The following is a 25,299-nucleotide window of genomic DNA, read 5'->3' on the forward strand; positions in this document are numbered from 1 at the left end:
CCGGTGCTACTTCTAATTAATAAAGCTTTTTATCATCCCTTTCAAAAGAGAAGCCTGTATGGGTTTGGTGATGTATTCGTTACATCCGGCTTCTAAAGCTTTTGTCCGATCCTTGTCGTAAGCGAAAGCTGTTAAGGCGATAATCGGTACGTGTATATGTTTTTTCCGTATCCGTCTGGTAGCCGTCAGACCGTCCATATCCGGCATTTTTATGTCCATAAGAACCAGATCGGGATGTCTCTCTTCCACCATCTTTATTGCTTCCAGACCGTTCAATGCCCTGAGTACGGCGTATTCTTTCTTGAGGATAGTTGAGATCAATATATAATTGCTATCCGTGTCTTCTGCTACTAAAATAGTAGGTTTATTCAAATTCTTTTCCGGTTGTATTGTATTGGTTAGCGTGACTTCCGTTTCGGTCGCTTGTGACGGAATGTAAGGTATGGTAAACCAGAAACGCGACCCGACTCCTTTTTCGGAGTCGACGCCGATAGTGCCTCCCATTTGTTCCACGATGCTTTTGCATATGGCTAATCCTAATCCGGTCCCGTGGATGAACGTGTCTAATTGCACGAAGCGGTCGAAAATAGAGTGGATGTGTTCTTGGTCTATACCGATACCTGTGTCCTGTACATAAAATTCTATTTGGTCGCGAGTAAAACGATAACCTAACGTGATGCTTCCCCGAGAGGTGAATTTTATAGCGTTGTTGATGAAATTGGATATGACTTGATGTAAACGATTCCTGTCACTGAATAGATGGCATCCCGGTTGATGATCCCCGAAAACGAGTTGGATGTTTTCCGGTGTTTTCAGTCGTGACGAACGAATGATTTCCTGACACAACAGATTCACGTCTACATCACCGTTTACGACTTCAAATGTGCCGGCTTCTATTTTAGAGAGGTCGAGAATGTCAGAAATAAGTTGTAATAAGAGATCCGTATTTTCTTGTATGATATTTATGTATTGTTGTTTCTCGGCTTGTTCGGAGGTATCCAGAAGAAGATTGGAAAAGCCGACGATGGCATTTAAAGGTGTCCGGATCTCGTGGCTCATATTGGCCAAAAAAGCGGATTTTAACTTGTCTAATGTTTCTGCCTTAATTTTGGCTTCCGTTAATTTGGCTTCAATTTCTTTCATCTCGGTGATGTCGAAATTGATACCGGTCAATTCAAGATAACGTTTGTTTTCCAACGCTCTCGAAGCAATGTCGCTTCTGATCCATTTCCATTTACCGTTATCGTCTTTTACCCGTACCTCTTTGTGCATCCGGTTTATCTTTCCGCTCAGGAGATCCCGGTATAATTTTTTTATTTCCGGTCTGTCTTCGGGATGGACGTGCGGATATACCCCGATGATATTTTCGAATTGAGAATCTTCGGAAGCCCCCCAGTTCTTAAACCATTGACTGATGGCAAATCCTTTTTGTTCTTCTTGATTCCAACGGCAATAACCGATTTTTGCATAGTCGGCGATGATGGAAAAGAAATTTTCAAACTCTTTAATTTTATTGTGGGCTGTCAAGATTTCCGTGTTATCGATAACGATAAAGAGATAATTCTGAAAGTGATCGTTATTATCGTATAGAGGAGTTATTCTGATCAATAAATTCTTTATCGCGTTTTGATAGTTGGTCTTGTAATATTTGTGAAGGTTGACTTTAGAGAAATCATACCTGACAACATAATTCACTTCTTGCCTGGCCAGAACCTGGGCTTTGACCTCTTCCGTGAAGTTCGGATTATCGAGGAAATTGACCCCCAGAACATCCTCTTTACGGGTTAATCCGAATATCTCCAGATCTTTGTTGTTGATATCGATGGCAATCCCGTTTTTATCATAGATCTCTATGCCCACGGGAATGTTTTTATATATGTTTCGTAACATTTTTTCGCTCCGATCCAGCGCTTCGTGGGCATTTACGGTTTCTGTGGTATCGGAGAATAGAGCGACGATCTCTTCTTTACCGGGAGAATAGATGATGGTGCGGCAATATTTATTACCGTTATTTACAGAATAATTGGCCTCGTAATAATTTTTTACGGAAAGAATATCGGTTAATTCTTTTAAAGAGGGGCGGGAACTTATCGGAAAGTTTAAAGAACTGGCGTTTTTACCGATAATATGATGACGATTTTTACCCGTGATTTCTTCAAAAGCCGGATTGGCATCAAGGTAAATGTAGTCTATAGGAGTTCCTTCGCCGTCGTATATCAATTTCATGCGTATGTAGCCTATGGGCATGTATTGATAGAGATTTTCAAAATATTCTCTTTCCTTATGTGCGATTTGCTCGGAACGATATAATTGTATACAAATGCTGATGATATTCCCCATGGAAGCAAACCATTGATAATCTTCATTGCTCCAGGAACGGTACTCCTTCATTATATTGATGCCCAAATAGCCCCATACCCGGTCTTTGGACAGCATGGGGACCATCATCATGGATTTTATATGCTGGGCATCCCAGCGCATTTTCTCTTTTGAACCTTGTTGTGGAATTTCATCCAGGTTAGATAATATAATGGGAATGGAATTCATCAATTGCCGGTTCTTCCAAGGAGTTTCGTCAATATGCAGAGAGAGGTCGGCCTGTTGATTTTGCGGTAGTCGATCGTTTAAGACTTCATACAAACAATGTTGGGTCATGTCTTTCTGGTCGTATTCGATAATGTATACCCGATCCCCGTTAAATTGTTCCTGGATGTCGTATAGTATTTTTAGAATGACACTTGAAATTTCTTCGGTTTGTAAAAATGTGAGTAAGGAACGGGAAATACTGTTTTGTTGGTATAATAGGTGATTGACCTTGTTTAATGCTTTTCTGTCTGTGTCTTTTTCTTGGTCTTCAATACATTGCAGAAATCCCCATGCGACGAGATGCCCTCTCTCGTCTCTCTCTTTTAAACCTAATTGGGAGTGAACCCATCGTATACCGTATTTGGTATGAATGGGAAATATTTGTTCGTACACGTCTTGGGCCAAAATGAAAGCAAATTCATTGGTGATACGTGCTTGATAATCTTCTCGTATAAACTCCTTGAAATCATAGAAAGGGAGGATATCGGCTTTTAGGTCCAGTAAATCTATGATGAAATTGGAACAGGTATATGTTTTGTCATGAAAATCGGCTTTCCACCATCCCCATTTTGCCATATTTAAAAGAGCTTTCAGCTTATCCGGTACAATTTCGTTTTCTTTCATATCACCTTTATATAATTTCCCGACTAAAATAGGTAATATTCGGGAAATAATGAGTCAGTTTTCCTGTTATTTTCATTACCTTTACATGCTCTTTTGGATGATCGTTTCTTGAATATCCAAATACTTTTCAGATTCGAAATATAAAAATGAACATATGTCAGTGACAAGTACTCCTCACATATTGGAGACCAAACCGATTGGTAAGCTACTATTACAATATTCAATTCCGGCAATTATCGGAATGACGGTCACGTCTTTATATAATATTATAGACAGTATATTTATCGGGCATGGGGTAGGCCCTTTGGCTATTTCCGGATTGGCGATTACCTTTCCGTTGATGAATCTTGTCATTGCTTTTTCTACTTTGGTCGGGGTCGGGGGAGCTACGATCACCTCGATTTATTTGGGACAAAAAGATGTAGATAAAGCAACTCGTGTCTTGACTAACGTATTGTTGCTTTGTACCATCAACGGATTTTGTTTCGGGGGAATTACCTTGTGGCTTTTAGAACCTATTTTGCATTTTTTCGGGGCGAGTCAGGATACGCTTCCTTATGCCAGGGATTTCATGCAGGTGATTTTGCTTGGAAATCCTATATCTTTCGTTTTTATCGGTTTGAATAATATCATGCGGGCGACGGGATATCCAAAGAAAGCCATGCTCTCGTCTCTGGTGACGGTATTTGCCAATATCATTCTGGCACCCGTATTTATATTCCATTTCGATTGGGGAATTCGTGGGGCGGCGACAGCCACGATCCTTTCGCAATGTTTGGGATTAATCTGGATTTTAAGCCATTTCCTGAATAAATCGAGTTTTATTCATTTTAAGTCCGGTTATTTTAAGTTGCAGAAACGGATTGTCATGAGTATTTTTTCTATCGGAATGTCTCCTTTCCTGATGAATGTTTGCGCGAGTACCGTGGTCATTATTTTGAATAATAGTTTTAAGACGTACGGGGGGGATTTAGCAATCGGGGCTTACGGTATTGTAAATCGGGTATTGACTCTTTTCGTGATGATCGAGTTGGGCTTGACACAAGGAATGCAACCTATCGTGGGGTACAATTATGGAGCGAAGCACGGCGATCGGGTGAAAAAGACGTTGAGAATCGCTTTGTATGCCGGAGTTTCCATTATGACCTTCGGATTCCTGATGAGCGAAATTTTTCCTCATGCGATCGTGGGGATGTTTACCGGTCATGAACAGTTGATCGAACTGGCTAATGCGGGATTGAGAATTACTTGTCTTATGTTTCCCTTCGTGGGAGCTCAAATCGTTATTACGAATTTTTTCCAGTCTATCGGAAAGGCTAAAGTTTCTATTTTCCTTTCCCTTTCCCGTCAATTATTGTATCTATTACCCTGTTTGTTGATCTTACCCCGTTACTGGGGAATTACCGGCGTTTGGGGAAGTATGCCCATCTCGGATTTTGTCGCTTTCGTGACGGCTGTAGGAACGTTGATTTATTTTAAGAGGCATGCGATTTTTCTGAAAGAGGTATAAAAGGAACGAACCGGAAATGAGCTAAACCGGTTCGCTTGAGAGTGTTATCTCTTCCAAAATATAGAGGGCTTACTAAAATCCGAGATATCGTGTTATTTTCTGCGGACAAAGATGGGAGAATTCCCGTTGCGATGCTATCCCTATTTGTGGGGAAAATTTATTAGGACTATCCCCGATTGTGGGGGTTATTCGATTTCGTTTTGATCCAGGAGATTGTGCAAGAGAGCATAGACCGTAAGACCGGCGATTGATTTTATACCCGTTTTGCGGGAAATGTTTTTTCGGTGGGAAATAACCGTATGTATTGAAATGTGATGCTGGTCGGCTATTTCTTTGTTTTGTAAACCTTTAACGACTGAAATGAGTATTTCCGTTTCCCGGTCGGATAGTTCGTAGTTATTGCTACTTCCGGGGGTTGCTTCCTGATGCTCTATCGCTTGTTGTAATTTCTTATTGATCTTCGTTCCGTCATCATATATGGAGATCATTCCGTCGTATTGTTTTAGATTGTCAGCATAAACATAATGATACAAAAGGGCGATGAATAAAGTTTGAGAATATTGAGAGAATATGGATTTTATGGCGTGTTGGCGATGAAAATCCATGACGATCGGGTTGAGTATAACGATATCCGGGAGTGAAGCAGTCGGATGTTCGGAAAAATGAAATAAATCTTCAGAGCAATGGAGAATCTCAAATTCAGGAAGGGTTTGAAAAATCTTTTTTAAACCTTCCGTGACGATAGGTGAGGGCTCTATAAGGGTTATTTTATATTTTTTCCTGTTCATTGTTGTGGTTTTCTAATCGTTGGACAAACGGGACCAATATCTTATCTTCAAATAACGAGTGTTTGTTCAAATCTTCTTCCAATAAAAAAAGATTGAAAAGAATCTTATTTCGGAGATCGGGCTGACAATTACCCGGTAAGTATTTGATAATGATGTTTTTTAGGTCATTCAATTTATCTTCGATATTACTGTGATTTGCTTCAAATTGTTCAATGGAATAATTGCCCGAGGATTTGCCTTTTAATAAATCCAAGATATAGGGAAAGACCGTATTTTCTTCGTAACTCAGGTGATTGGCCACTTCGGCCCGGTAATCTTCGAAAAAGCGAGTCAACAGGGCTCCCTGCTTGGGATCGTAACAACGAACGAGTTCTGCGAGTTGAGCCTGAATAGCGGGGATTTGGTCTTTTATGTAATGATCGTGTGATTTTTGTAGATAACAGGTCAGATCATCGATATGAATCTGACTTAACTCTCCTTGGTTCGGAAAGTATTCATCAAAAGTATAGATATTGCATACCAATAAGAATAGTTCCGTCGATGTTCCCTCTTGTTTGCATACTTCCGCTACATTTTTATCCCCGAAGCCTAATTTTATATCGAATCTGGGCAATACTAACAACAATTTGAAATTGATATGGATCAAGTCGGCCAGTTTCTGCTTTTCAGAAAATAATAAATGTTTCATACGTTAAAATTTGAGACAAATATAAGTATTTATTTAGAATAAATAAAAAGAAAAATATTCGATTTTAGTCGAAATGGAGAGCGATTTTGTTTTATGGACGGGAAAGGTCTGAAAACGTTTCATGAGCATGTCCAGTTTAGGCCCTGTTCAAAGTTATGGGTGAAATTTTTCAGACCTTTCCCTATTTTATTATTTATCGGTTTCCGGAATGACAGCACCGGAGAGAGCGATAGCTTCCTTGTTTCGGAAAGTCATGACGGGTGATACGGCTACATACGAGAGTACGATGTATTCGAAGAGTTGTACGGTAGCGCGTTTCCCTCTATTCGTCAGGGAAATCTCAAGTTTTATTCCCGTGTTGTCTTCCGCGTATTGGCTCAGTCTGGAAAGATTAATGAATTGTTTGGTCTCCAGAAGGTATTGCAAACGAGGTAATTCGTCCGGTTCGAAGAACAAGGCATAATTTTGTTCTTTCCGGCTTTTTGAAAATAGATTTGTTTTCATGTCGGCTTTTATAGTGTGTGTTGTTAATAAAAATGAATCTTTTTCTCCTAAAAGAAAAAGGGTAATACGAACAGAATAAAAACCTTCAAATCAGTAGTTTGCATAATTCGTGAAAATGGTGTTTGTAATCACGAACTTGTGATGTTTTAATGTAATTGTAAGAGAAATTATGATCATTATTATTTATACATGCGTATTCCAAGGGAATTCCTTCCAAAAGAATACGAATCTGAGATGGTAATTGTGAACGGCGTAAAGACATCCCGTTTTGTTGCGGAAGAATACAGTCGCTATAATGGTTTTGATAATGTTCTTGGTCATGAACGTATCTCTCAGCCTGAATGAGTATTTGCTGAAAATGCTCTTGCTCGGATTCAGTCATCACCAATCCCATGACTACGTTGGTTAATTGGGAAACCACCAGGATCAGAATCGTATGTAGTATAAATCTGACCATAATTTTGTATTTGTTCCAAATATAAAAAATAAATAACACAAAACCAATGATTTAGATCGGTTTTGTGTTATTATATATTAAATCTTGTAATAAAAAATAACAGATGCTTTTTCTAACGTATGTTTCCATAGTTCTAAGCCGACCTGTGCCGGAAGGGCCTCTTTATCCGATTGGAGTTTCTGGATGTCGAGAGCGTACACCGTAATCACGTAGGCGTGCCAATTATCTCCCGGAGGAGGGCATGGTCCGCTATAACCGTAACTTCCGCCGTCATTCCGGCTTTGTATGGCATCGCCGGGAGCTATATGCTTGGATGTGTTTCCCGCATCAGTCGGTAATTCCCGGGTCGTGGGGGGAAGATCGAACAGGAGCCAGTGCCAGAATCCGCTTCCGCTGGGAGCATCTTTGTCGTACATGGTAACGGCAAAACTTTTCACTCCTTCCGGTGGATTGGTCCAATACAGTTGAGGGGATTTATTTTCTCCTCCGCATCGGGGATGGGCTTGTTCCAGTACGCCTATACCTCCCAAGTCATTGCTTCTTAATGTAAATGTTCCATTTTTCATATGATTCTTTTTATGATTCCGTATATAGATACTTATCGGGAGTGAAAATGTTACGTATGGGTAAGAAGAAGCCGAGAGATAGTTATAAAATGATATAAAAAAAAACAGCTCTGTTTCCAAAGCTGTTTTTATCGTATAATTGATTTTATCAATTGTGTTCTTTTAAGATCACGTCGTGGGCTCCGCCTTCCACGATACTGGTGGAAGAGACCAGGGTTATTTTGGCTGTCCGTTGTAGTTCCGGTATAGTGACGGACCCGCAACTGCACATGGTGGCTTTGATTTTTCCCAATGTTACGTTTAAGTTGTCTTTCATTTTACCGGCATATGGAACGTAGCTGTCTACTCCCTCTTCGAATTTCAACGATTCGCTGCCTCCCATGTCGTAACGTTGCCAGTTGTGGGCGCGGTTTGAACCTTCTCCCCAATATTCTTTTACGTAGTTATTACCGATTTTCAGCTTTTTGGTGGGGGATTCGTCGAAACGGGCAAAATAGCGTCCCATCATAAGGAAATCGGCTCCCATGGCCAACGCGAGTACCATGTGATAATCGTGTACCAATCCCCCGTCGCTGCATATGGGAACATATATACCGGTTTCTTGGAAATAACGGTCCCGTGCCGCGGCTACGTCGATAATGGCCGTGGCCTGTCCGCGACCGATACCTTTTTGTTCGCGGGTGATACAGATCGAACCTCCCCCGATACCTACTTTTACGAAATCGGCTCCGGCATCTACCAAATAACGGAAACCCTCTTCATCGACTACATTTCCGGCACCTACCAATACTTCTCCGTTGTATTTCTCCTTGATCCATCTGATGGTATCCGACTGCCATTCGGAAAAACCGTCTGAAGAGTCGATACATAAAACATCCACTCCGGCTTCAATCAGGGCAGGAACCCGGTCCATGTAATCTCGGGTGTTTATTCCGGCGCCAACCAGTAATTTTTTATCCCGGGTGTTTAGAAGTTCGTTCGGATTATCCTTATGGCTGTCGTAGTCTTTCCGGAAAACAAAATAGGCCAGATGCTGATCTTTATCTATAATCGGCAAGGTATTCAGTTTATGTTCCCAGATAATTTGATTGGCTTCGGAAAGCGTCATGCCGACTTCACCTACGGTTAATTTAGAAAAAGGAGTCATGAACTCTTTTACTTTTCTGTCGGCAGGATCTTTTTCAGCCCTATAATCCCGGCTGGTAATTAATCCTAATAATTTTCCGTTAGGAGTACCGTCGTCGGTAACACCCATGGTCGTGTGTCCGGTTTTTTTCGTTAGTGCAATAACATCAGCCAACGTGTTTTCCGGGGTCAGGTTGGAATCGCTGGTAACGAAGCCGGCTTTGAATTTTTTTACTTTTCTAACCATTTCCGCCTGGGACTCTATGGTCTGAGAACCGAAAATAAACGATAATCCCCCGTGGCGGGCTAACGCGATGGCTAATCCCGAATCGGAAACGGCCTGCATGATGGCCGATACAAAAGGTATGTTTAGTTCAATCGCAGACTTTTCGCCTTTTTTGAATTTCACCAAAGGTGTCTTCAAGGAAACATTGGTGGGAATACACTGTTTCGTAGTTAAACCGGGAATAAGTAAATACTCTCCAAAAGTTCTTGATACATCGTCTAAATAGATTGCCATATGATTCTCTTTTACGAAATGATTAAAAATTGTGCAAAGATAGTCAATACAAGGGATTTTTCAGCATTTTGCATGAAATGTTTTTAAGTGGTGAGGATTTTTTTTAGATATAGGGGAATAGATTGGAAATTTCTTATATTCGATTTTTGAAATGAAATTTTAAAAGGGATGAGTTATATACATTGGGATGCAGACCCGGTTTTTATCCGTATAGGGGCTATTCCTATCTATTATTATAGTTTGTCGTTTATTGCCGGAACGGTGTTGTCCGTGTGGATTTTAAAAAAGCTTTTTCAGGAGAACGGTATTTCGTGGGTAAATTTACAATTGTTGGTCGTATGGAGTACGGTAAGTTTATTTGTCGGGGCTCGTTTGGGACATTGTTTATTTTACGAACCGGATTATTTTTTATCCCATCCCTTAGAGATTTTTTTGCCGATAACGGCGAAAGCGGATGGCGGATACCTGTTTACCGGGTATCAGGGGATGGCCAGTCATGGGGGTGCATTGGGATTGGTCGTGGCCTTAATTCTTTATTCCGTGTGTCGGCACCAACCGGTCATTCGCACCTTGGATCATATCGCTATCGTATTGCCTTTGGCTGCGGCTTTCATCCGGATCGGGAATTTAATGAACTCCGAAATGATCGGAATCCCGACGGGGATGGCGGGGGCTTTTGTGTTCGAACGGGTGGATGCCATACCTCGTCATCCGGCCCAACTTTATGAGGCCCTGGCTTACTTGGTTGTTTTTTTTCTGAATATAGGACTTTACCGGAAAACAGGCATAGGAAAATATCCCGGATTATACTGGGGTATGATGCTGTCCTTAGTATTTATCGCCCGTTTTGGTATCGAGTTCGTCAAAGAGAAGCAGGTACCGCTCGAAGAGGGGATGATTTTGGATCTCGGACAGGTGCTGAGTATTCCTTTTATTCTTATCGGAATCGTTTTTTTAATTTATGCCTTTAAGAAAAGACCGCTTTCCGGTCGGACCGCTTAATAAGCGAATCTGACATTGTCTACCCAAAACGTGTTTCCTAAGGATCCCACGTAGGCTTCTCCGTGACTGGAAGAGATTTTCAATATAAGGTGTGTAGGGGTGTCGTCGGGATCTCCCCAACCTTCCTCTATGATGGGAACCGATTTCCCTTTGCTGTTTAGGCAGTATTGGTAATTGTCTGCCGGAATCAGATCCATATAAGGTTGGAATCCGGAATCCTTGGAAGCATCCCCGTAAATCAGTTTGATCGAGTGATTATTAACCCAATCCGGGGTCGTTTCGGAGAAACGCTCTACACCCGTGGCTATTCGTTTGGCATGCACGTTTCCTTTTTCGTCTTCCCATCGCTTTTGCAGGATAATAAACACTTCGGCGCAATCTTTTCCCGGAACTTTTGTCGTTCTTCCGAAGCCGGGAGCTTTAATTCGGTCCGGATCACCGTTGGTTTTCATTTTGTAATCGAATACCATCGTCAAAGGACGTTCGGTGAACGGAATACCCATGTTTAATTTAGCCTGGGGATTTTTCGTATCTTTTATGGGTTCCAGCATTTCTCCTAAAAATATGGTTCCTGAAGCCAATACCGTAATGTTCACGATGCCGAATACCTTGCAATTTTCCATACGGGTTTCTAATCGGGCACATTGCCCTTCTCCTCTTTTTTCGGGAAAAACCGTATTGCTGCATTTCGTGATTCCGCTCACGTGGGCCATAACATTGGAGGTCCTCCACGGTGACTGTGAAGAGTGACGGTAGGCGATGGCTCCCCTGATCGTATCGGCAGGGGCTATTTCGTGAAGAGTTTTGGTTTTTCCTCCGATAACGAATGATTCTTCGATAACCCTTACTAACCAGTTGTCCATGTCTCCGAACGGAATTGATTTTATATGAGAACTGTCTTGGGCCTTCCCGACGGCAACTCCCCAAAGAACGAAATTTAAACACAAAATACCTTTTAGTACACGGCTCGTAAAACAGCCTTTAATTCTTCTCATAATGGTCCCTAATTAATGTCTCCTTTTGGTCTACGAAAAAATGAAATTGCTTGTTACTTGAGCAATATTCGTGCCGTATTAACACAAGTAAACAATAATATCCATTTTATTTTTTCCGGATAGATTGCCTTTATCGTATCTGTTTCTGACAGGTCGATTGAAACGTGGGGATAAATAGTAATGTTTATAGAGGTTGAATCATAATTTTGGGGTGAATTAAAGAGTCTTTGAATATACGTTTCGATGGAGAATAAATGCAAGAGAGTATAAACATAGTTAATAATATGTTATAAGTGAGCGAGAAAATGCAATTAAGCGAGATTTTATTGTACATTCGTCAAATATTATTTAATTTTTTAGTAAAATGCGAACATTAAAAATTGGAAATTTATCCATTTCAATACCTATCATACAAGGTGGAATGGGCGTTGGAATTTCGCTTTCTGGATTGGCGTCTGCTGTTGCAAATGAAGGAGGAGTCGGGGTTATTTCGAGTGCCGGGTTGGGGTTGTTGTATCGGAATTTATCGAAGGATTATATTGAAGCAAGCATATTGGGATTAAAAGAAGAATTGCGTAAGGCAAAGGAGAAAACGAAAGGAGTAATCGGGGTAAACGTGATGGTCGCCATGTCTAATTTTGCGGATATGGTGAAAACGGCTGTTGCCGAGAAAGCCGATATTATTTTCTCCGGGGCAGGTTTGCCTTTGAATTTGCCGAGTTTCTTACCGAAGGGGAGTACCACGAAATTGGTTCCTATCGTTTCTTCGGCTCGGGCAGCCCGGGTAATTGCCGAAAAATGGAAAAGTTTATATGATTATTTGCCGGACGCCTTTGTCGTGGAAGGCCCGAAAGCGGGAGGGCATTTGGGATTCAAAGACGAGCAGATTAACGATGAGCATTACGATTTGGAACATATTCTTCCGGAAGTGATCGGAGAAATAAAGGAGATAGAGAAGCGTTATCATCAGGAGATTCCGGTTATCGTTGCCGGGGGAATATATACCGGAGAGGATATCCGGCATTTTATGGATATGGGAGCCGCGGGGGTTCAGATGGGGACACGTTTTGTGACCACGAAAGAGTGTGATGCTTCGGATGCTTTCAAACAAACTTATATTGATGCGAAACAGGATGATATTCAGATTATAAAAAGTCCTGTAGGAATGCCGGGAAGAGCGATATTCAGTAAGTTTATTCAAAAGGTGAAAGAGGGACAAAAACAACCTAAAACTTGCATGTGTAAGTGTATTAAGACCTGTGATATCAGTAAGAGCCCTTACTGTATTATTTCGGCTTTGTATAATGCTTTTCGTGGAAATATGGATAACGGTTACGCCTTCGCGGGAGCCAATGCTTTTCGGGCGACTTGCATTACTTCGGTAAAAGAGACTTTTAAAGCTTTGATAGAGGAGTTTAATAAGACTAAGTAACTGCTTGAGAAATAGAAGGGAGATAGGTATATGTCATATACCTGTCTTTTTTTTCGGGGAAAATTTTAATATGAAAGATACGTTTTTCTTGTCTTAATGCCGGTAATAATGTCTGTTTTATGCTATGTAAACTTTCTCTATCTTTGCCGGAAAATAGTAAAGTCTGTAAATATGAAACATAATTGGAAACCGGGGACGATGATATACCCGTTGCCGGCCGTATTAGTGAGTTGCGGAAATGCGCCGGAAGAGTACAACATTTTTACGGTTGCTTGGACAGGAACTCTTTGTACGAATCCGCCCATGTGTTATATTTCCGTGCGTCCGGAACGCCATTCGTACCCGATTTTGAAGAAAAACCGGGAGTTTGTCATTAATTTGACTACGGCGAATATGGCTTACGCGACCGATTGGTGCGGGGTACGTTCGGGCAAAGACTATAATAAGTTTGAAGAGATGAAGTTGACACCCGGACAGGCTACAATCGTTCAGGCTCCCACGGTGGAAGAGTCTCCCGTTTGTATCGAATGCCGGGTGAAAGAAATTATTCCTTTAGGATCCCATGATATGTTTATAGCAGAGGTGGTGAACGTGTTGGCCGACGATAATTACCTGGATAAAGAGACCGGTAAGTTCGAATTGTCAGATTCCAACCCGTTGGTTTATGTACACGGGGAGTATTTTGGTATCGGTGAGAAGATCGGTCATTTCGGTTGGTCGGTTCGGAAAAAAAAGAAGAAATAACCTATTTTTCTTTTCTGAAAATAAGGTGTTCCAATATTAAGACCGAAATGCCCCCCATGACAAACCCGTTACCGATGATGGGTCGGATAAGGGGAGGAATGGAGTTTAGTGCGCTATCCGGGGCAAAAGAGAGCAGCAATGCTACCATGAGCGGAAAGCCGATTACGATACCGTTATTAAAGTTTTTCACGGCGGTTTCATGGACCGTCATTTGCAAACCGGCAGAAAGTTGTGCTGCCATCAGGTAGAGTAGAACCGCTCCCATTACGACATGGGGAATATGTCCCATTACGATTATCAATTCGGGGAAAAAAGCACTTATTACAAGGCCTATGCCTGCCGGGATCAGGGTATAACGGGAAGCACATCCGGTGGCAGAGATGATACCCGGACTCATGGAGTAATCGATAGGGCCTACAATACCGACCAAGCCGGAAAGTATGTTGGTGATTCCTACAACGCCGACTCCTTGGGTCGTTCGTTTTTCCATTTTGTTTGCACCTATGAGTTTCCCCACGGCCTGAATAGAACCTAATTCGTTTACGATAAGTGCAATGAAACAAAAAATAAAGGAGAGAATGACACCTGCATCGAATTCCAAAGGAAAATTGAAAAAAGAGAGTCCTGCTTTTGAAAAGGCAGAGGAGGGAAATGAGGATTTCGGGAATCCTTGTACTCCGTAATACAGTAAACTGCCTATAAGAAGAGCCCAGAGGACAACGGTGGATTTCCATATGCCTCGAAATACTTGATTTCCAATGATCATGGCAAGGGTAAGCAAGATGGCGAACGAGAGATGAAACAAGGTATGTTCCGCTTCGCCGAACAGAAGTTTCAGAATAACTGGGGAGAGCGTAATGGCTATCAGGATGAGAATAACCGTGATAATTCTGGGAGTGAATATAAATTGTAACTTAGAGAGTAATCCGCTATAAGCGAGTAGGGATAGAAAGATTCCTCCGATCAGAATAGCCGTGTACACGGCGGAAACGGAGGCCGATGCGGATGCCAGGACACCGATGAGCAGAACGGAAGCAGGTCCTATGATAAGAGGTAAACGGTGTCCCCATAATACCTGTATAATTAAGGCAATGCCCATTATTCCGAAAATTTTTTGCATATAAAGAGTTTGGGCGATCGCATCGCTATAATGAATTTGCGATACGATAACTCCCAGAATGACGATGGAAGGAATGGATACGACAAACCATTGGAGTCCATACATAAGCAAAGGTAGCAGAGAGGGTTTGTCATTCAACGCGTATTTCATGGCTTTTTGTTTTAAGAACAAACAAACTTACGATATAAATGCGGGTCAAACAAATGGTACGGAAAGTTTATTAAAATGTTGGTAAAAAAGGGGCATGACTGGTAATATGTAAAATTATTTTTATCTTTAAAACGGATTAAAATAAGAAATATGAGGTTTAGGTTGATTTTGAGAGTCGATAAAAATGTGTGGGGTACGATATTGCCTTGCAATTATTTATATCCCCTGAGCTCCACCATTTATAAAATATTGAACGAAGGTAATTCCGAATTTGCCGCTTGGTTGCATGATCACGGGTATATAACGGGGGAGCGTAAACAGTTTAAGCTTTTTACCTTTTCGAATTTATATATACCCCGTTTTCAGATTTTTGGAGACCGAATGAATATCTTGTCGGAAGAGGTATGCCTGATTGTCTCTTTTTATCCGATCGATGCCATCGAAGCTTTTGTTGTCGGGTTGTTTAATAATCGTCATATCGTTATCGGGGATAAGCGAACCCGGGTTTCTTTCGATGTGGTTTCTGTCGAACGTCTGCCGGAGCCTTCTTTTAGCGAAACGATGAGGTTTCGGACGATTTCGCCGGTTTTTATAGATGAGAAGCGGGAAGGAGGAGGTACTACCCGTCATGTATCTCCCGATGAACCTGTTTTTTTGAGGTTGCTGGAGTATAACCTACTCGAGAAGTATCGTGCGTTCTATCGTCAGGAACCATTGCCAGAATGGCATTTGGATCGTTTGCAGGTATTGTCGCCCCCTAAGGCAAAGACGATTACTATAAAGGAGGGGACTTCTCAGAGAACCCAATTAAAAAGTTACCTGTTCGGGTTCGAGATCACGGGAAATCCGGAATTGTTGAAATTGATGTATGACAGCGGAGCCGGTAGGTTGGGCAGTCAGGGGTTCGGGTGTATCGAGGTCTGGACATGATCAGACGAAAAGAGCGTATATTCCGAAAGCGAAAATCGTAATAAGGCCCGTGTAAATGATGGTAAGCGTGTATTTTATACCGCCCGGATGTTCTATTAGGTAGCAATCGCGTTCGTTGCGGACAAATTCTCTTACACGCGTACAATGCAAGGCGAATCGGTAGAGTAGGTAAACGATACTACCCGCCGTTATACCGACAACCGTACCGAAAAGAAGGTCTCCGGGATAATGTACTCCCACGTAAATTCTCGAGTAACAGGTAATAACGGCCCATAAAATGAAAAAGACGGAGAGGGCTTTATTCCTGAAAAACCATAGGATAAAAAAAGTCAAGGCAAAGGTATTGGAAGCGTGACAGGAGGGAAATCCGTACATTCCTCCTCTTCTTCCGTTTATCAGGTGTACGATGTCTGCTATCTCTTGATTATGTGAGGGACGGGGACGTTCGAATAGGGGACGGAGGATGGAACTACAGGTTTGATCCGCCAAGGTAATGACCAAAGCAAAGGCTATTGTCGTCAAAATGACCGTGCGCCAGTTGAAATTCCTCCATAAAACGTAAAGAATGGAAGCATACATGGGAATCCATATTAATTTCCCCGTATATATAGACATGAAAGTGTCCCAATAAGGAGAATGTATGGAGTTGAGGTTTAAAAATAGTTCTTTGTCCAGTTCTTGAAGCGTTTCCAGCATGTTTTCAAATTTAATTCCGTAAACTTTAAAGTAATAAATCAAGCAAATTTATAATTTACAAATCATTTTTTACGATGTAAGCTTACTTTATTTACTTTGAGAACCTTCAAAATCATTTTTTCCAAGTCATTTTTGGAATGCACACCTAATACTTTTACCGGGTTTTCGTTTTTAGGGATAAAAAGCATCAATGGAATATTTTTAATCTCCAGTAACTTTGCCAGGTCTTTCTCTTTTTCGATGTTCACTTTATAAATTTGTAGCGAATCGCCGTACTCTTTTTGAATCTTTGTCAGGATCGGTGACAATCGGTGACAGGGGGGACACCAATCGGCATAAAAATCCACGATGACCGGTTTATCTCCTTTGTAACGCCATTCTTTATCCTTCGTGTAGTTCCATATCAACTCCTTGAACTCTTTCGTGGTAATGGATTTTACCCTCGGTTCTTTGGGCGTTGAACTTGTTGTTGAAAGCAGGATGATCGAGAAGAAAAATAGTACTCTCATGTTTTTAGTCGTTAGGTAATTGCAAATGTACGTGTTTTGTACGGGATTGATTACCTTATGGATGAAAATAATTTATTTTATGGATGTTTGGAAAACATAAAGAGATTCCCCGTAAATTAATTAATTTTGAGCCATTAAATAGGTAATTTATGGTACTGTTTCCAAATGCAAAAATAAATATAGGGCTTTTTATCACGGAAAAGCGGCCGGATGGTTTTCATAATATAGAGACGATTTTTTATCCGATAGGTTTATGCGATATATTGGAATTACATAAAGAAGAGAGCGGGGCGGGGGAGTGTATTTTTCATACCTCGGGGATACCGATTGATTGCGAGCCGGAAAAAAATTTAGTTATAAAGGCTTACCGGTTATTGGCTAAAGAGTTCGATTTGCCTTCGGTACGAGTACATCTGCATAAAATTATTCCTTTCGGTGCCGGTTTGGGCGGGGGATCTGCCGATGCCGCTTATATGCTGAAAGGATTAAACGAACTTTTTGTTTTGGGATTGTCCGACTCCCGTTTGGAAGATTACGCCGTTCGTTTAGGAAGCGATTGTGCGTTTTTTATTCGAAATAGACCCGTTTATGCCCGGGGAAAGGGAGAGATGATGAGCTCAATAGATCTGGATTTGAATGATTATTACCTTGTATTGGTAAAGCCGGATGGCGGAGTGGCGACTCCGGAAGCGTATGCCGGAATTACCCCGTGTGCTGCGACATTCGATTTGCGGGAAGTACCTTGTTGTCCGATAGCGGATTGGAAAGAACGGGTACGTAATGATTTTGAGAACACGGTAAATAAGAAACTGCCCGAGATAAACAGGATCAAAGAACGGCTGGACGAGGCTGGGGCTTTGTACGTTTCGATGACGGGAAGCGGTTCTGCCGTATATGCCTTGTTTGACCGTAAAGTTGAGGTAAAGGAGTATTTTCCGGATTATTTTACTTGGCAAAGCGAATAGTCGTGGATAAGTGACAAAAAGATCGAAGAGGCATGACAGCCTGTTCGATCTTTGATGACTAAAATACGATAGAAGATGAATCTTACCGTTTGTCTATAAAAGCATAAATGAATGACGAGATACCCGCGAAAATAAAACAAAGTCCCGTCCAGATAATGATATTCAATGCTCCCCAAACCGGATAGAAAATAATCATAAAGGAGAAAATCAACGTGAGTATTCCCCCGGTCAGTATCCAACCCCATCCTCCGATTTTCAGCGAAGACATTTGTAGCGAATCACTGATAAAATCAATGCTTTTAAACAGTAGGATGAAGCCCACGATGTATGGCAGGATATCTTCCGTTATGCCGGGATTGGTAAGTAATACGAAACCGATGATTAAATCGATGATACCGAGCGTAAAACCCCATCCCCAATGTCTGGCATGTTTGCCGGAAAAAGCGTTCAGAATCTCTCCGATACCGATAATCATGATAATGATACTGAAATAAAGGGCAAGTCCTAAATAGGAAATTACCGGATGGCGTAAAATACCGATCCCAAAGACAAAGAGTACGATTCCTAAAATAATGTATAGCCACCGGAATCCTTTGGAACGTGTTGAAGTTGAAATTGTAGATGTTGTCATAACTGTTTTCGTATTAATATTTTGTTTATATACGATACGGAACGAAAAAGTTATGGCTTTTAAGTAAAAATGTAATAAAAAAGTCGTCCGGTAGGACGACTTTTTTATTTATTGTTTTAACCATCGGTCTAACCAAGCGGCAAACGTGCGTTGCCATAGGATGCCGTTCTGGCAGCCTAAAACCCAATGGCACTCTTCCGGGAAATAGAGGTATTGAGCCGGAATACCCCGCATGCGGGCGGCATTGAAGGCTCCCATGCCTTGAGAGGCATCTATACGGAAATCCTGTTGTCCGTGGATGACTAAAATGGGAGTATCCCACTCTCCGACGAATTTATGCGGAGAGTTGTCGAATGTACGCTGAGCTATCTTGTTGTTTTTTTCCCAAGGTGCTCCTCCCATATCCCAATTGGCAAACCACATCTCTTCGGTGTTGTAGTACTGCATCTCCATATTGAAAATACCGCAATGGGCAATAAATGCCTTAAAACGTTTGTCGTGGTGTCCCGCCAGGTAATATACCGAGAAACCGCCGTAGGAAGCTCCGACACAACCCAGACGGTTTTCATCGATGTAGGGCTCTTTCTTCATTTCGTCGATGGCGGACAGGTAGTCTTTCATGTTTTGTCCCGTGTAGTCGCCGCTGATTTGTTCCAGCCACTCCTGTCCGAAACCGGGCAATCCCCGGCGGTTCGGTGCCACGATGATGTAATCGTTGGCTGCCATCATCTGGAAATTCCAGCGGTAGCTCCAAAATTGGCTGACCGTACTTTGCGGTCCTCCTTCGCAATAAAGGATAGCGGGGTATTTTTTATTCGGATCGAAATGGGGCGGATAGATGATCCAGGTTAGCATCTGCTTGTTGTCCGTCGTTTTGATCCAACGCGCCTCTACCTTACCCATCGTCAGTTGATCCAATATTTTTTTATTGATAAAGGTGAGTTCTTGGTCTTTGCCGCTTACCGGATCTACTTTGTATAGTTCTGCCGGCTTACTCATGGAAACCTTACCGGCCAACAAGAAGTCGCCTACCGGGGTCACGGAAGTATAGTTATGGACTCCTTCCGTCAATTTCTTGATGACTCCGTCGTCGAGAGTCAATTTGTAGATTTCGTCGGTAGCATGATAATCGGAGATAAAATAGATGGTATTGTTGTCGGCCCAATTCAATCCTCCCACGTTCTGGTCGAAGTTTCGCGTATACTCTTTTTTCTCTCCCGTTTGCAGGTTCATGACGAAAAGCCGGATCTTGTCGGCTTCATAGCCGTCGCGCTCCATACTTTCCCAAGCCATTAGCTTACCGTCGGGGGAGAGTACCGGGTTATTGTCATATCCCATCATGCCTTCGGTTAAGTTGCGTGTTTTACCGCTGCTTAAATCATAAAGGTATAGATCCGTATTCGTGGACGAGGCGTAAGCTACTCCCTCTTTTTTACGAGCCGTGTAGATGATGCCTTTGTTGTCTTTGGTCCATGCGATTTGTTCCGTACCGCCCCAAGGACGTACGGGAGACTCCCATTTTTCGCCTTCCATGATGTCTTTTCCGGTCGTGATCGGTTTGCCAGGGGTATACTCTGTCACGAACGGGTGTGTATAGGTCTCCACCCATTGGTTCCAGTGACGATACATCTGGTCGTTGATCAACCGGGCATTGGCTTTGGGAAGATCCGGATGCAGGTCGTGTACGTCTTGCTCTAATTTCACCTCTTTTAAAAAGAGTAATTTCGATTTATCCGGAGAATAGATATAACCTCCTATACCGCCTTCCACGTCGGTAATCTGCTTTAGATTGCTACCGTCCGCTTCCATTTCCCATAATTGGACGGAACCCGATCTGCTCGACATGAAAGCAATCTTTCCGTCCGGGGTCCATGTTTCTCCGAACTCTTTGTAATCGGTATCGGTTAATTGCCTACTTTTTCCATCCGCCAGATTCAGTAGATACAAATCGGAATAAGAACGATCTTCTTCCTTATTGAAATAAGTTACGTCGTACACGACGGATTTTTGATCCGGAGAGACCTGGAAACTTCCGAGTCTTCCGAAGGACCATAATATTTCCGGGGTCATAACATCGGAAGTAAGTTTCATATCCGGAGTTTTATAACTGGGTTTTACGATTTCTTTCTTGCTGTCGCATGCGGTAACGGACAACAAAATTAAGATAGAATAAAAATATCTTTTCATTCTTTTAGCTGTTATGTTATTAAATAAAAGAAAGGGATACGCACACCATCCCTTTCATTCGCTCTTATGCCTGTTTGTTTTGAACTTCATCCATGGCTACGACGATCTTTTGCTTTAACTCTTCGGCTAACTCGGGATTGTCCATCACCAATTGTTTCACGGTTTCGCGTCCCTGGCCTAATTTGCTTTCTCCGTAGGAGAACCAGCTACCGCTTTTCTTGATGACGTTGTATTCCACGCCCAAGTCTACGATTTCGCCCGATTGAGAAATTCCCTCGCCGTACATGATATCGAATTCAGCCTTTTTAAATGGAGGAGCGACTTTGTTCTTCACTACCTTCACGCGGGTATGATTTCCGAACACCTCTTCTCCGTCTTTGATCTGCCCGATGCGACGGATATCCAGACGTACGGAGGCATAGAATTTTAAGGCGTTACCACCGGTTGTCGTTTCGGGGTTACCGAACATGATACCTATTTTGTCCCTTAACTGATTGATAAAAATACAGCAAGTGTTTGTCTTGCTTATTGTTCCGGTTAATTTCCGTAAAGCTTGCGACATGAGGCGGGCTTGCAATCCCATCACGCTATCACCCATCTCTCCCTCGATTTCGGCTTTGGGAGTAAGGGCGGCGACGGAGTCGATAACAATGATATCGATAGCTGCAGATCGGATCAATTGCTCGGCGATCTCCAGGGCCTGTTCTCCGTTATCCGGTTGAGATATAAATAGATTATTTACATCTACACCCAGTTTTTCGGCATAGGTGCGATCAAAGGCATGTTCTGCATCGATGATAGCTGCAATACCTCCTAATTTTTGTGCTTCAGCAATAGCGTGGATGGCTAAAGTCGTCTTACCGGAGGATTCCGGTCCGAAGATTTCAATAACCCTTCCTCTGGGGTATCCTCCGACGCCTAAAGCCTTGTCTAAGGCAATGGAGCCGGTCGGAATTGCCGGGATATTTTCCACGACATTTTCGCCAAGTTTCATGACACTTCCCTTGCCGAAATTCTTCTCGATCTTATCGAGGGTAAGTTGTAGTGCTTTTAACTTGTCTTGATTGGTTTCATTTGTTGCCATATGATTGATTTAAAATTTGAATTTTCAATACAATATTTCTGGTTAACCTTTTATATCCAACTCTTTCAATATCTGGTTAGCATGGTCCTTCGTGTTAACCTTGGTGATTATCTTCTCGATACTGCCGTTCTGTCCGATAACGAAGGTGGTACGGACAACCCCCATATAACTTCTCCCATACATTTTTTTCTCGCCCCATACGCCGTATGTTTCCATGATTGTTTTGTCCGTATCGGCAATCAGGTTGAACGATAAATTGTATTTTGCGATAAATTTCTGGTGGGAGGATGCCGGGTCCGGACTTACTCCGATCACTTCAAAACCTTGAGAAGTAAGTGATGCGTATCCTTCGTTTAAACTGCATGCTTCCGCCGTACAACCGGACGTGTTATCTTTCGGGTAAAAATAAAGTATGAGTCTTTTACCTTTAAAATCATCAAGGGTTATCTCCTTGCCGTCCTGATTCTGCCCTTTGAAATAGGGGGCTTTTTCTCCTTCATTTAACTGTGTCATCGTTTTTCGAGTACTATGATATTTCTACAAAAGTAGGAATATTTTGGAGATTTCAGAGGAAGTCGAAAGAGAAAGTTTGAGGAAATTAAAGATTCCGGAAACAGAGTTGTTACGGCGGAAAAGATTTCTTTTTGATCCGGCACGATGATATGACAAAAGTCGGGGCGGATAGAAGGAGCCGACCGAATTCTCGGACGTTTTTTTATTCTTTGATAAAACGCTTTTTATCCGTAGTTTTGCGGTCAATAAAAATGAATTACTATGGAATTTATAGAGACCTATAATTTGACGGGTTTGATTATCGGGATATGTACGTTTTTGATCATCGGCCTGTTTCATCCGGTTGTCGTAAAAGCGGAGTACTATTGGGGAACGAGATGTTGGTGGATATTTTTGCTCTTGGGGATAGCGGGAGTTGTTGCGGCATTATTGGTAAGGGAAGTCATGTGGTCTTCCCTGTTAGGAGTCTTTGCATTCTCTTCTTTTTGGACGATCAAAGAGGTTTTTGAACAGGAAGAGCGGGTAAGAAAGGGATGGTTTCCTAAGAATCCGAAGCGGAAATATAATTTTTAGATTAAACAACAGAGATGAAAATTGAAGAGGTATTGATACAAATGAACCGGGAATGCCGGGGAACCTTGGTGGAACACTTGGGAATAGAGTTTACCGGAATCGGGGAAGATTGGCTGGAAGCCCGGATGCCGATAGATGAACGTACGATGCGTCCGGGAAATTTGCTGCATGGTGGAGCCATTATGGCTTTGGCGGAGACAGTAGGTAGTGGTATTACGTACGTTTCGGTTCCTCGGGAGGGATTTCACGTGTTCGGTATCGAGATAAACGGAAACCATATCCGGAAGGCTCAAGGGAGTTATGTTACGGGGCGTGCCGAATTTATTCATAAAGGAAAACGTACTCATGTAGTGAGTATCAACGTGACGGATGAATTTGGGAACTTGGCTTCCGTATGTCGGATTACAAATGTCATTCTTCCCAAATCATGATGATAGAAGAGGTTCGCGTATATAGCCAACAATTGTCAGAAGCCGTATTTGATAAGCCCGGGGAGCTTGTTCATTGGATGGGGGCCGTACAAGCCCAACATTATCAGATGGCCAAATGGGCTGTTGGTCTCCGCCTAAAGTCCGCCACTTTGCAAACGGTGGAAGAGGCATTGAGAAGAGGTGAGATATTGCGTACCCATGTGATGCGTCCTACCTGGCATTTCGTGGCTGCCGAAGATATTCGTTGGATGTTGAAGTTATCTTTTTCGCGGATAAAGTCCGCCAATGAATCGTTTGCGAAGAGTAAAAATTTAGGTATAACGGAAAAGTCGTATTTTCGCTGTAACCGATTGTTTGAAAGGATATTGGAAGGGAATAGAAGTTTGACTAAGGAGGAGATCGCGACGGAACTGATGAAGGCGGGATTGGTAGTCGATTTTGCTCGGTTGACCCATTACCTGACGCGTGCGGAGGCGGAAGGAATCGTATGCAGTGGTGTCGATAAGGATAAAAAGTCGACTTATGCTTTGTTGGAAGAACGGGTGCCGCCTGTGAAAGAGTTGCATAGGGAAGAGGCCTTGGCAAAGTTGGCGGTCAGCTATTTCAGAAGCCATTCGCCAGCCAGTTTACAGGATTTTGTATGGTGGTCTGGGTTATCGATCGGCGATGCCCGGCATGCCATGGATTTGATCCGCTCGGAACTGACTTCGGATCGTTTTTCCTCGTCCCGATTATTCGTGCACAGTTCATGTGATAAAAACATGAATATCGATAGGATATTGCATTTTCTACCTGCTTTCGACGAATACCTGATCAGTTACAAGGAGAGAGAGACGATCTTGAACCGGGAATATTATTTCAAGGCTTTTAATCGTTGGGGAACCTTTTATCCGGTTATTCTCTATAATGGAAAAATTGTCGGGAATTGGAACAAGGTGGCCTCAAGGGGACAGGTTTCCGTTGAAACCTCTTTTTTTGAACGGATGGAGTTGGATCGTGGCCTGTTAAAAGCGGCGGAGAAGAGGTATAAGGAGTTTATTATGACATAAACGAAAGAGAGATGGCTTCGGTAAAAAAGGCGTTTGAATGGCATTGTTCTTCCGCAAGTTGGGCGGAGGCGAACCGTAGGGCCGGTATACGTATCAGGTCCGAATATAGGCGGGATGTCCGGCTGGACGTTCCGCAACGGATAGAGAAGATCGCTATCGGATATATCGGGGAGTTTGCTTTTGATGAGTGGTGTCGGTTGAAAAAACTCCCGGTTGTTTATTTGGGAGAAAAGATTGGGGATACGCCCGATCATGGTGATTTTTTGGGTGCTCGGAACGAGATAATCGACGTTAAAACACAAGAGGTATTTTATTTTCCTCACGATGACTGGAGGTGTGAGGTTACGGACGAACAGGTCAAAAGAGTGGTGGATATCTATGTGTTTTCCAAATTATATACTCGCGGTCACGAGCGGGTGTTGTTGGTGTTAGGGTGGATATTCAAAAAAGATTTTTTGCAAAAAGCCGTTTTCAGAGCACCCGGAACGATATTACGGGGCAAACCGGTTCATTACGCGAAGTGGGACGTGACGATCGCAGCATTGAACGATATGGACCGGTTGGCGAGTGTGCTGGGGAGCAGATGCTATCGTATTACGAGATAACAGATAATGGACAAAAGTAAAGTTTTCCGCGTGGAACGGGAAAAGAAAATTGTAGAGAGGATGATTCGCCTCTATTGCAGGAAAAAGGAGGGAAATAAGACCTTGTGCCCGACTTGTGCGGAGTTATTGGAATATGCCCGAGCGAGATTGGAACATTGTCCTTTCGGGGAGGATAAGACTTCTTGTAAACATTGTCCCGTTCATTGTTATTCTGCGAAAATGAGAGAACGGATCCGGAGAGTGATGCGTTTCTCCGGACCACGCATGTTGTTGTACTCGCCTCGGGCGGCGTTGGAACATTTGTTTCGGAAATAA

At 42.4% G+C, this 25,299-nt stretch carries 26 protein-coding genes; 11 read left to right on the forward strand and 15 right to left on the reverse strand.

The window, feature by feature from the left end; translation table 11 throughout:
- Positions 1 to 12: 12 nt before the first annotated feature.
- Entirely contained in the window at positions 13 to 3,210 is a 3,198-nt protein-coding gene (locus tag DMB45_RS01660) for an ATP-binding protein (protein ID WP_041503785.1), read from the reverse strand.
- Between the two features lie 154 nt (positions 3,211 to 3,364).
- Between DMB45_RS01660 and DMB45_RS01665 the strand changes: the two genes are divergently transcribed.
- Entirely contained in the window at positions 3,365 to 4,720 is a 1,356-nt protein-coding gene (locus tag DMB45_RS01665) for an MATE family efflux transporter (RefSeq protein ID WP_041503784.1), read from the forward strand.
- A 185-nt stretch (positions 4,721 to 4,905) separates the two neighbouring features.
- Here DMB45_RS01665 and DMB45_RS01670 read toward each other — a convergent pair whose 3' ends face one another.
- From DMB45_RS01670 to DMB45_RS01695, 6 genes are all read right to left on the reverse strand, one after another.
- The gene (locus tag DMB45_RS01670) at positions 4,906 to 5,508 is read right to left on the reverse strand and encodes a response regulator transcription factor (protein ID WP_041503783.1); all 603 of its coding nucleotides are present in this window, start codon (positions 5,506 to 5,508) and stop codon (positions 4,906 to 4,908) included.
- Positions 5,489 to 6,196 (reverse strand): hemerythrin domain-containing protein, encoded by a 708-nt coding sequence (locus DMB45_RS01675; protein WP_041503782.1) that lies wholly within the window; start codon positions 6,194 to 6,196, stop codon positions 5,489 to 5,491. The genes DMB45_RS01670 and DMB45_RS01675 overlap by 20 nt, the downstream gene beginning before the upstream one ends.
- Positions 6,197 to 6,385: 189 nt before the next feature.
- On the reverse strand, positions 6,386 to 6,700 hold the full coding sequence (locus DMB45_RS01680; RefSeq protein WP_052634689.1) for a hypothetical protein: 315 nt from the start codon (positions 6,698 to 6,700) through the stop codon (positions 6,386 to 6,388).
- 85 nt (positions 6,701 to 6,785) lie between these two features.
- The gene (locus DMB45_RS01685) at positions 6,786 to 7,157 is read right to left on the reverse strand and encodes a hypothetical protein (RefSeq protein WP_110688382.1); all 372 of its coding nucleotides are present in this window, start codon (positions 7,155 to 7,157) and stop codon (positions 6,786 to 6,788) included.
- A gap of 77 nt (positions 7,158 to 7,234) precedes the next feature.
- Entirely contained in the window at positions 7,235 to 7,723 is a 489-nt protein-coding gene (locus DMB45_RS01690; RefSeq protein WP_041503780.1) for a YbhB/YbcL family Raf kinase inhibitor-like protein, read from the reverse strand.
- Positions 7,724 to 7,871: 148 nt separating this feature from the next.
- Positions 7,872 to 9,368 carry an IMP dehydrogenase gene (locus tag DMB45_RS01695; RefSeq protein ID WP_041503779.1) on the reverse strand — a complete coding sequence of 499 codons (1,497 nt, stop codon included), beginning with the start codon at positions 9,366 to 9,368 and terminating at the stop codon, positions 7,872 to 7,874.
- Positions 9,369 to 9,536: 168 nt separating this feature from the next.
- On the opposite strand from DMB45_RS01695, the gene lgt reads away from it, so the two are divergent.
- Positions 9,537 to 10,370, forward strand: a complete 834-nt coding sequence (gene lgt, locus DMB45_RS01700; protein WP_041503778.1) for a prolipoprotein diacylglyceryl transferase — start codon at positions 9,537 to 9,539, stop codon at positions 10,368 to 10,370.
- Here the strand turns inward: lgt and DMB45_RS01705 are convergent.
- Positions 10,367 to 11,365 (reverse strand): PCMD domain-containing protein, encoded by a 999-nt coding sequence (locus DMB45_RS01705; RefSeq protein WP_041503777.1) that lies wholly within the window; start codon positions 11,363 to 11,365, stop codon positions 10,367 to 10,369. The genes lgt and DMB45_RS01705 overlap by 4 nt on opposite strands.
- A 364-nt stretch (positions 11,366 to 11,729) precedes the next feature.
- On the opposite strand from DMB45_RS01705, the gene DMB45_RS01710 reads away from it, so the two are divergent.
- Both DMB45_RS01710 and DMB45_RS01715 read left to right on the forward strand, forming a co-directional pair.
- Positions 11,730 to 12,797 (forward strand): NAD(P)H-dependent flavin oxidoreductase, encoded by a 1,068-nt coding sequence (locus tag DMB45_RS01710; protein ID WP_041503776.1) that lies wholly within the window; start codon positions 11,730 to 11,732, stop codon positions 12,795 to 12,797.
- A gap of 171 nt (positions 12,798 to 12,968) precedes the next feature.
- Positions 12,969 to 13,541: a flavin reductase family protein gene (locus DMB45_RS01715; protein ID WP_041503775.1), complete on the forward strand. Its 573-nt coding sequence runs from the start codon at positions 12,969 to 12,971 to the stop codon at positions 13,539 to 13,541.
- A gap of 1 nt (position 13,542) precedes the next feature.
- Here the strand turns inward: DMB45_RS01715 and DMB45_RS01720 are convergent, their stop codons facing one another.
- Positions 13,543 to 14,811, reverse strand: coding sequence for a uracil-xanthine permease family protein (locus DMB45_RS01720; RefSeq protein ID WP_041503774.1), 1,269 nt, complete (start codon positions 14,809 to 14,811; stop codon positions 13,543 to 13,545).
- Positions 14,812 to 14,961: 150 nt separating this feature from the next.
- Between DMB45_RS01720 and cas6 the strand changes: the two genes are divergently transcribed.
- A complete protein-coding gene (gene cas6 / locus DMB45_RS01725) occupies positions 14,962 to 15,741 on the forward strand; it encodes a CRISPR-associated endoribonuclease Cas6 (protein ID WP_041503773.1) in 780 nt (259 codons plus the stop codon).
- Here cas6 and DMB45_RS01730 read toward each other — a convergent pair whose 3' ends face one another.
- Together DMB45_RS01730 and DMB45_RS01735 are read right to left on the reverse strand one after the other, a co-directional pair.
- Positions 15,742 to 16,437, reverse strand: coding sequence for a phosphatase PAP2 family protein (locus tag DMB45_RS01730; RefSeq protein WP_041504066.1), 696 nt, complete (start codon positions 16,435 to 16,437; stop codon positions 15,742 to 15,744).
- Between the two features lie 62 nt (positions 16,438 to 16,499).
- Entirely contained in the window at positions 16,500 to 16,946 is a 447-nt protein-coding gene (locus DMB45_RS01735; protein ID WP_052634687.1) for a thioredoxin family protein, read from the reverse strand.
- A 149-nt stretch (positions 16,947 to 17,095) separates the two neighbouring features.
- Between DMB45_RS01735 and ispE the strand changes: the two genes are divergently transcribed.
- The gene (gene ispE, locus DMB45_RS01740) at positions 17,096 to 17,911 is read left to right on the forward strand and encodes a 4-(cytidine 5'-diphospho)-2-C-methyl-D-erythritol kinase (RefSeq protein ID WP_110688383.1); all 816 of its coding nucleotides are present in this window, start codon (positions 17,096 to 17,098) and stop codon (positions 17,909 to 17,911) included.
- Positions 17,912 to 17,993: 82 nt separating this feature from the next.
- On the opposite strand, the gene DMB45_RS01745 is transcribed toward ispE, so the two are convergent.
- The 4 genes from DMB45_RS01745 to bcp all read right to left on the reverse strand — a co-directional run bounded on the left by DMB45_RS01745 (position 17,994) and on the right by bcp (position 22,326).
- Positions 17,994 to 18,542, reverse strand: coding sequence for an HdeD family acid-resistance protein (locus tag DMB45_RS01745; protein ID WP_041503771.1), 549 nt, complete (start codon positions 18,540 to 18,542; stop codon positions 17,994 to 17,996).
- 108 nt (positions 18,543 to 18,650) lie between these two features.
- Positions 18,651 to 20,729 (reverse strand): S9 family peptidase, encoded by a 2,079-nt coding sequence (locus DMB45_RS01750; protein ID WP_041503770.1) that lies wholly within the window; start codon positions 20,727 to 20,729, stop codon positions 18,651 to 18,653.
- A 64-nt stretch (positions 20,730 to 20,793) separates the two neighbouring features.
- Positions 20,794 to 21,813 (reverse strand): recombinase RecA, encoded by a 1,020-nt coding sequence (gene recA / locus DMB45_RS01755; RefSeq protein WP_052634685.1) that lies wholly within the window; start codon positions 21,811 to 21,813, stop codon positions 20,794 to 20,796.
- 42 nt (positions 21,814 to 21,855) lie between these two features.
- Complete coding sequence (gene bcp, locus DMB45_RS01760) at positions 21,856 to 22,326, reverse strand: thioredoxin-dependent thiol peroxidase (RefSeq protein ID WP_041503768.1); 471 nt, start codon at positions 22,324 to 22,326, stop codon at positions 21,856 to 21,858.
- 261 nt (positions 22,327 to 22,587) lie between these two features.
- Here bcp and DMB45_RS01765 point away from each other — a divergent pair, with 261 nt between their 5' ends.
- The 5 genes from DMB45_RS01765 to DMB45_RS01785 are packed head-to-tail and all read left to right on the forward strand — an operon-like array spanning position 22,588 to position 25,299.
- Positions 22,588 to 22,899 (forward strand): DUF4491 family protein, encoded by a 312-nt coding sequence (locus DMB45_RS01765; RefSeq protein ID WP_041503767.1) that lies wholly within the window; start codon positions 22,588 to 22,590, stop codon positions 22,897 to 22,899.
- Positions 22,900 to 22,913: 14 nt separating this feature from the next.
- On the forward strand, positions 22,914 to 23,330 hold the full coding sequence (locus DMB45_RS01770; RefSeq protein ID WP_041503766.1) for a PaaI family thioesterase: 417 nt from the start codon (positions 22,914 to 22,916) through the stop codon (positions 23,328 to 23,330).
- Complete coding sequence (locus DMB45_RS01775; RefSeq protein ID WP_041503765.1) at positions 23,330 to 24,379, forward strand: winged helix DNA-binding domain-containing protein; 1,050 nt, start codon at positions 23,330 to 23,332, stop codon at positions 24,377 to 24,379. Before DMB45_RS01770 ends, DMB45_RS01775 begins: the two co-directional genes overlap by 1 nt.
- Before the next feature lie 11 nt (positions 24,380 to 24,390).
- The gene (locus tag DMB45_RS01780) at positions 24,391 to 24,984 is read left to right on the forward strand and encodes a hypothetical protein (protein WP_110688384.1); all 594 of its coding nucleotides are present in this window, start codon (positions 24,391 to 24,393) and stop codon (positions 24,982 to 24,984) included.
- Positions 24,985 to 24,990: 6 nt separating this feature from the next.
- Positions 24,991 to 25,299 (forward strand): nitrous oxide-stimulated promoter family protein, encoded by a 309-nt coding sequence (locus DMB45_RS01785; RefSeq protein WP_041503763.1) that lies wholly within the window; start codon positions 24,991 to 24,993, stop codon positions 25,297 to 25,299.

It is taken from the genome of Sanguibacteroides justesenii (assembly GCF_003204205.1).
Lineage (GTDB): Bacteria > Bacteroidota > Bacteroidia > Bacteroidales > Marinifilaceae > Gabonibacter > Gabonibacter massiliensis.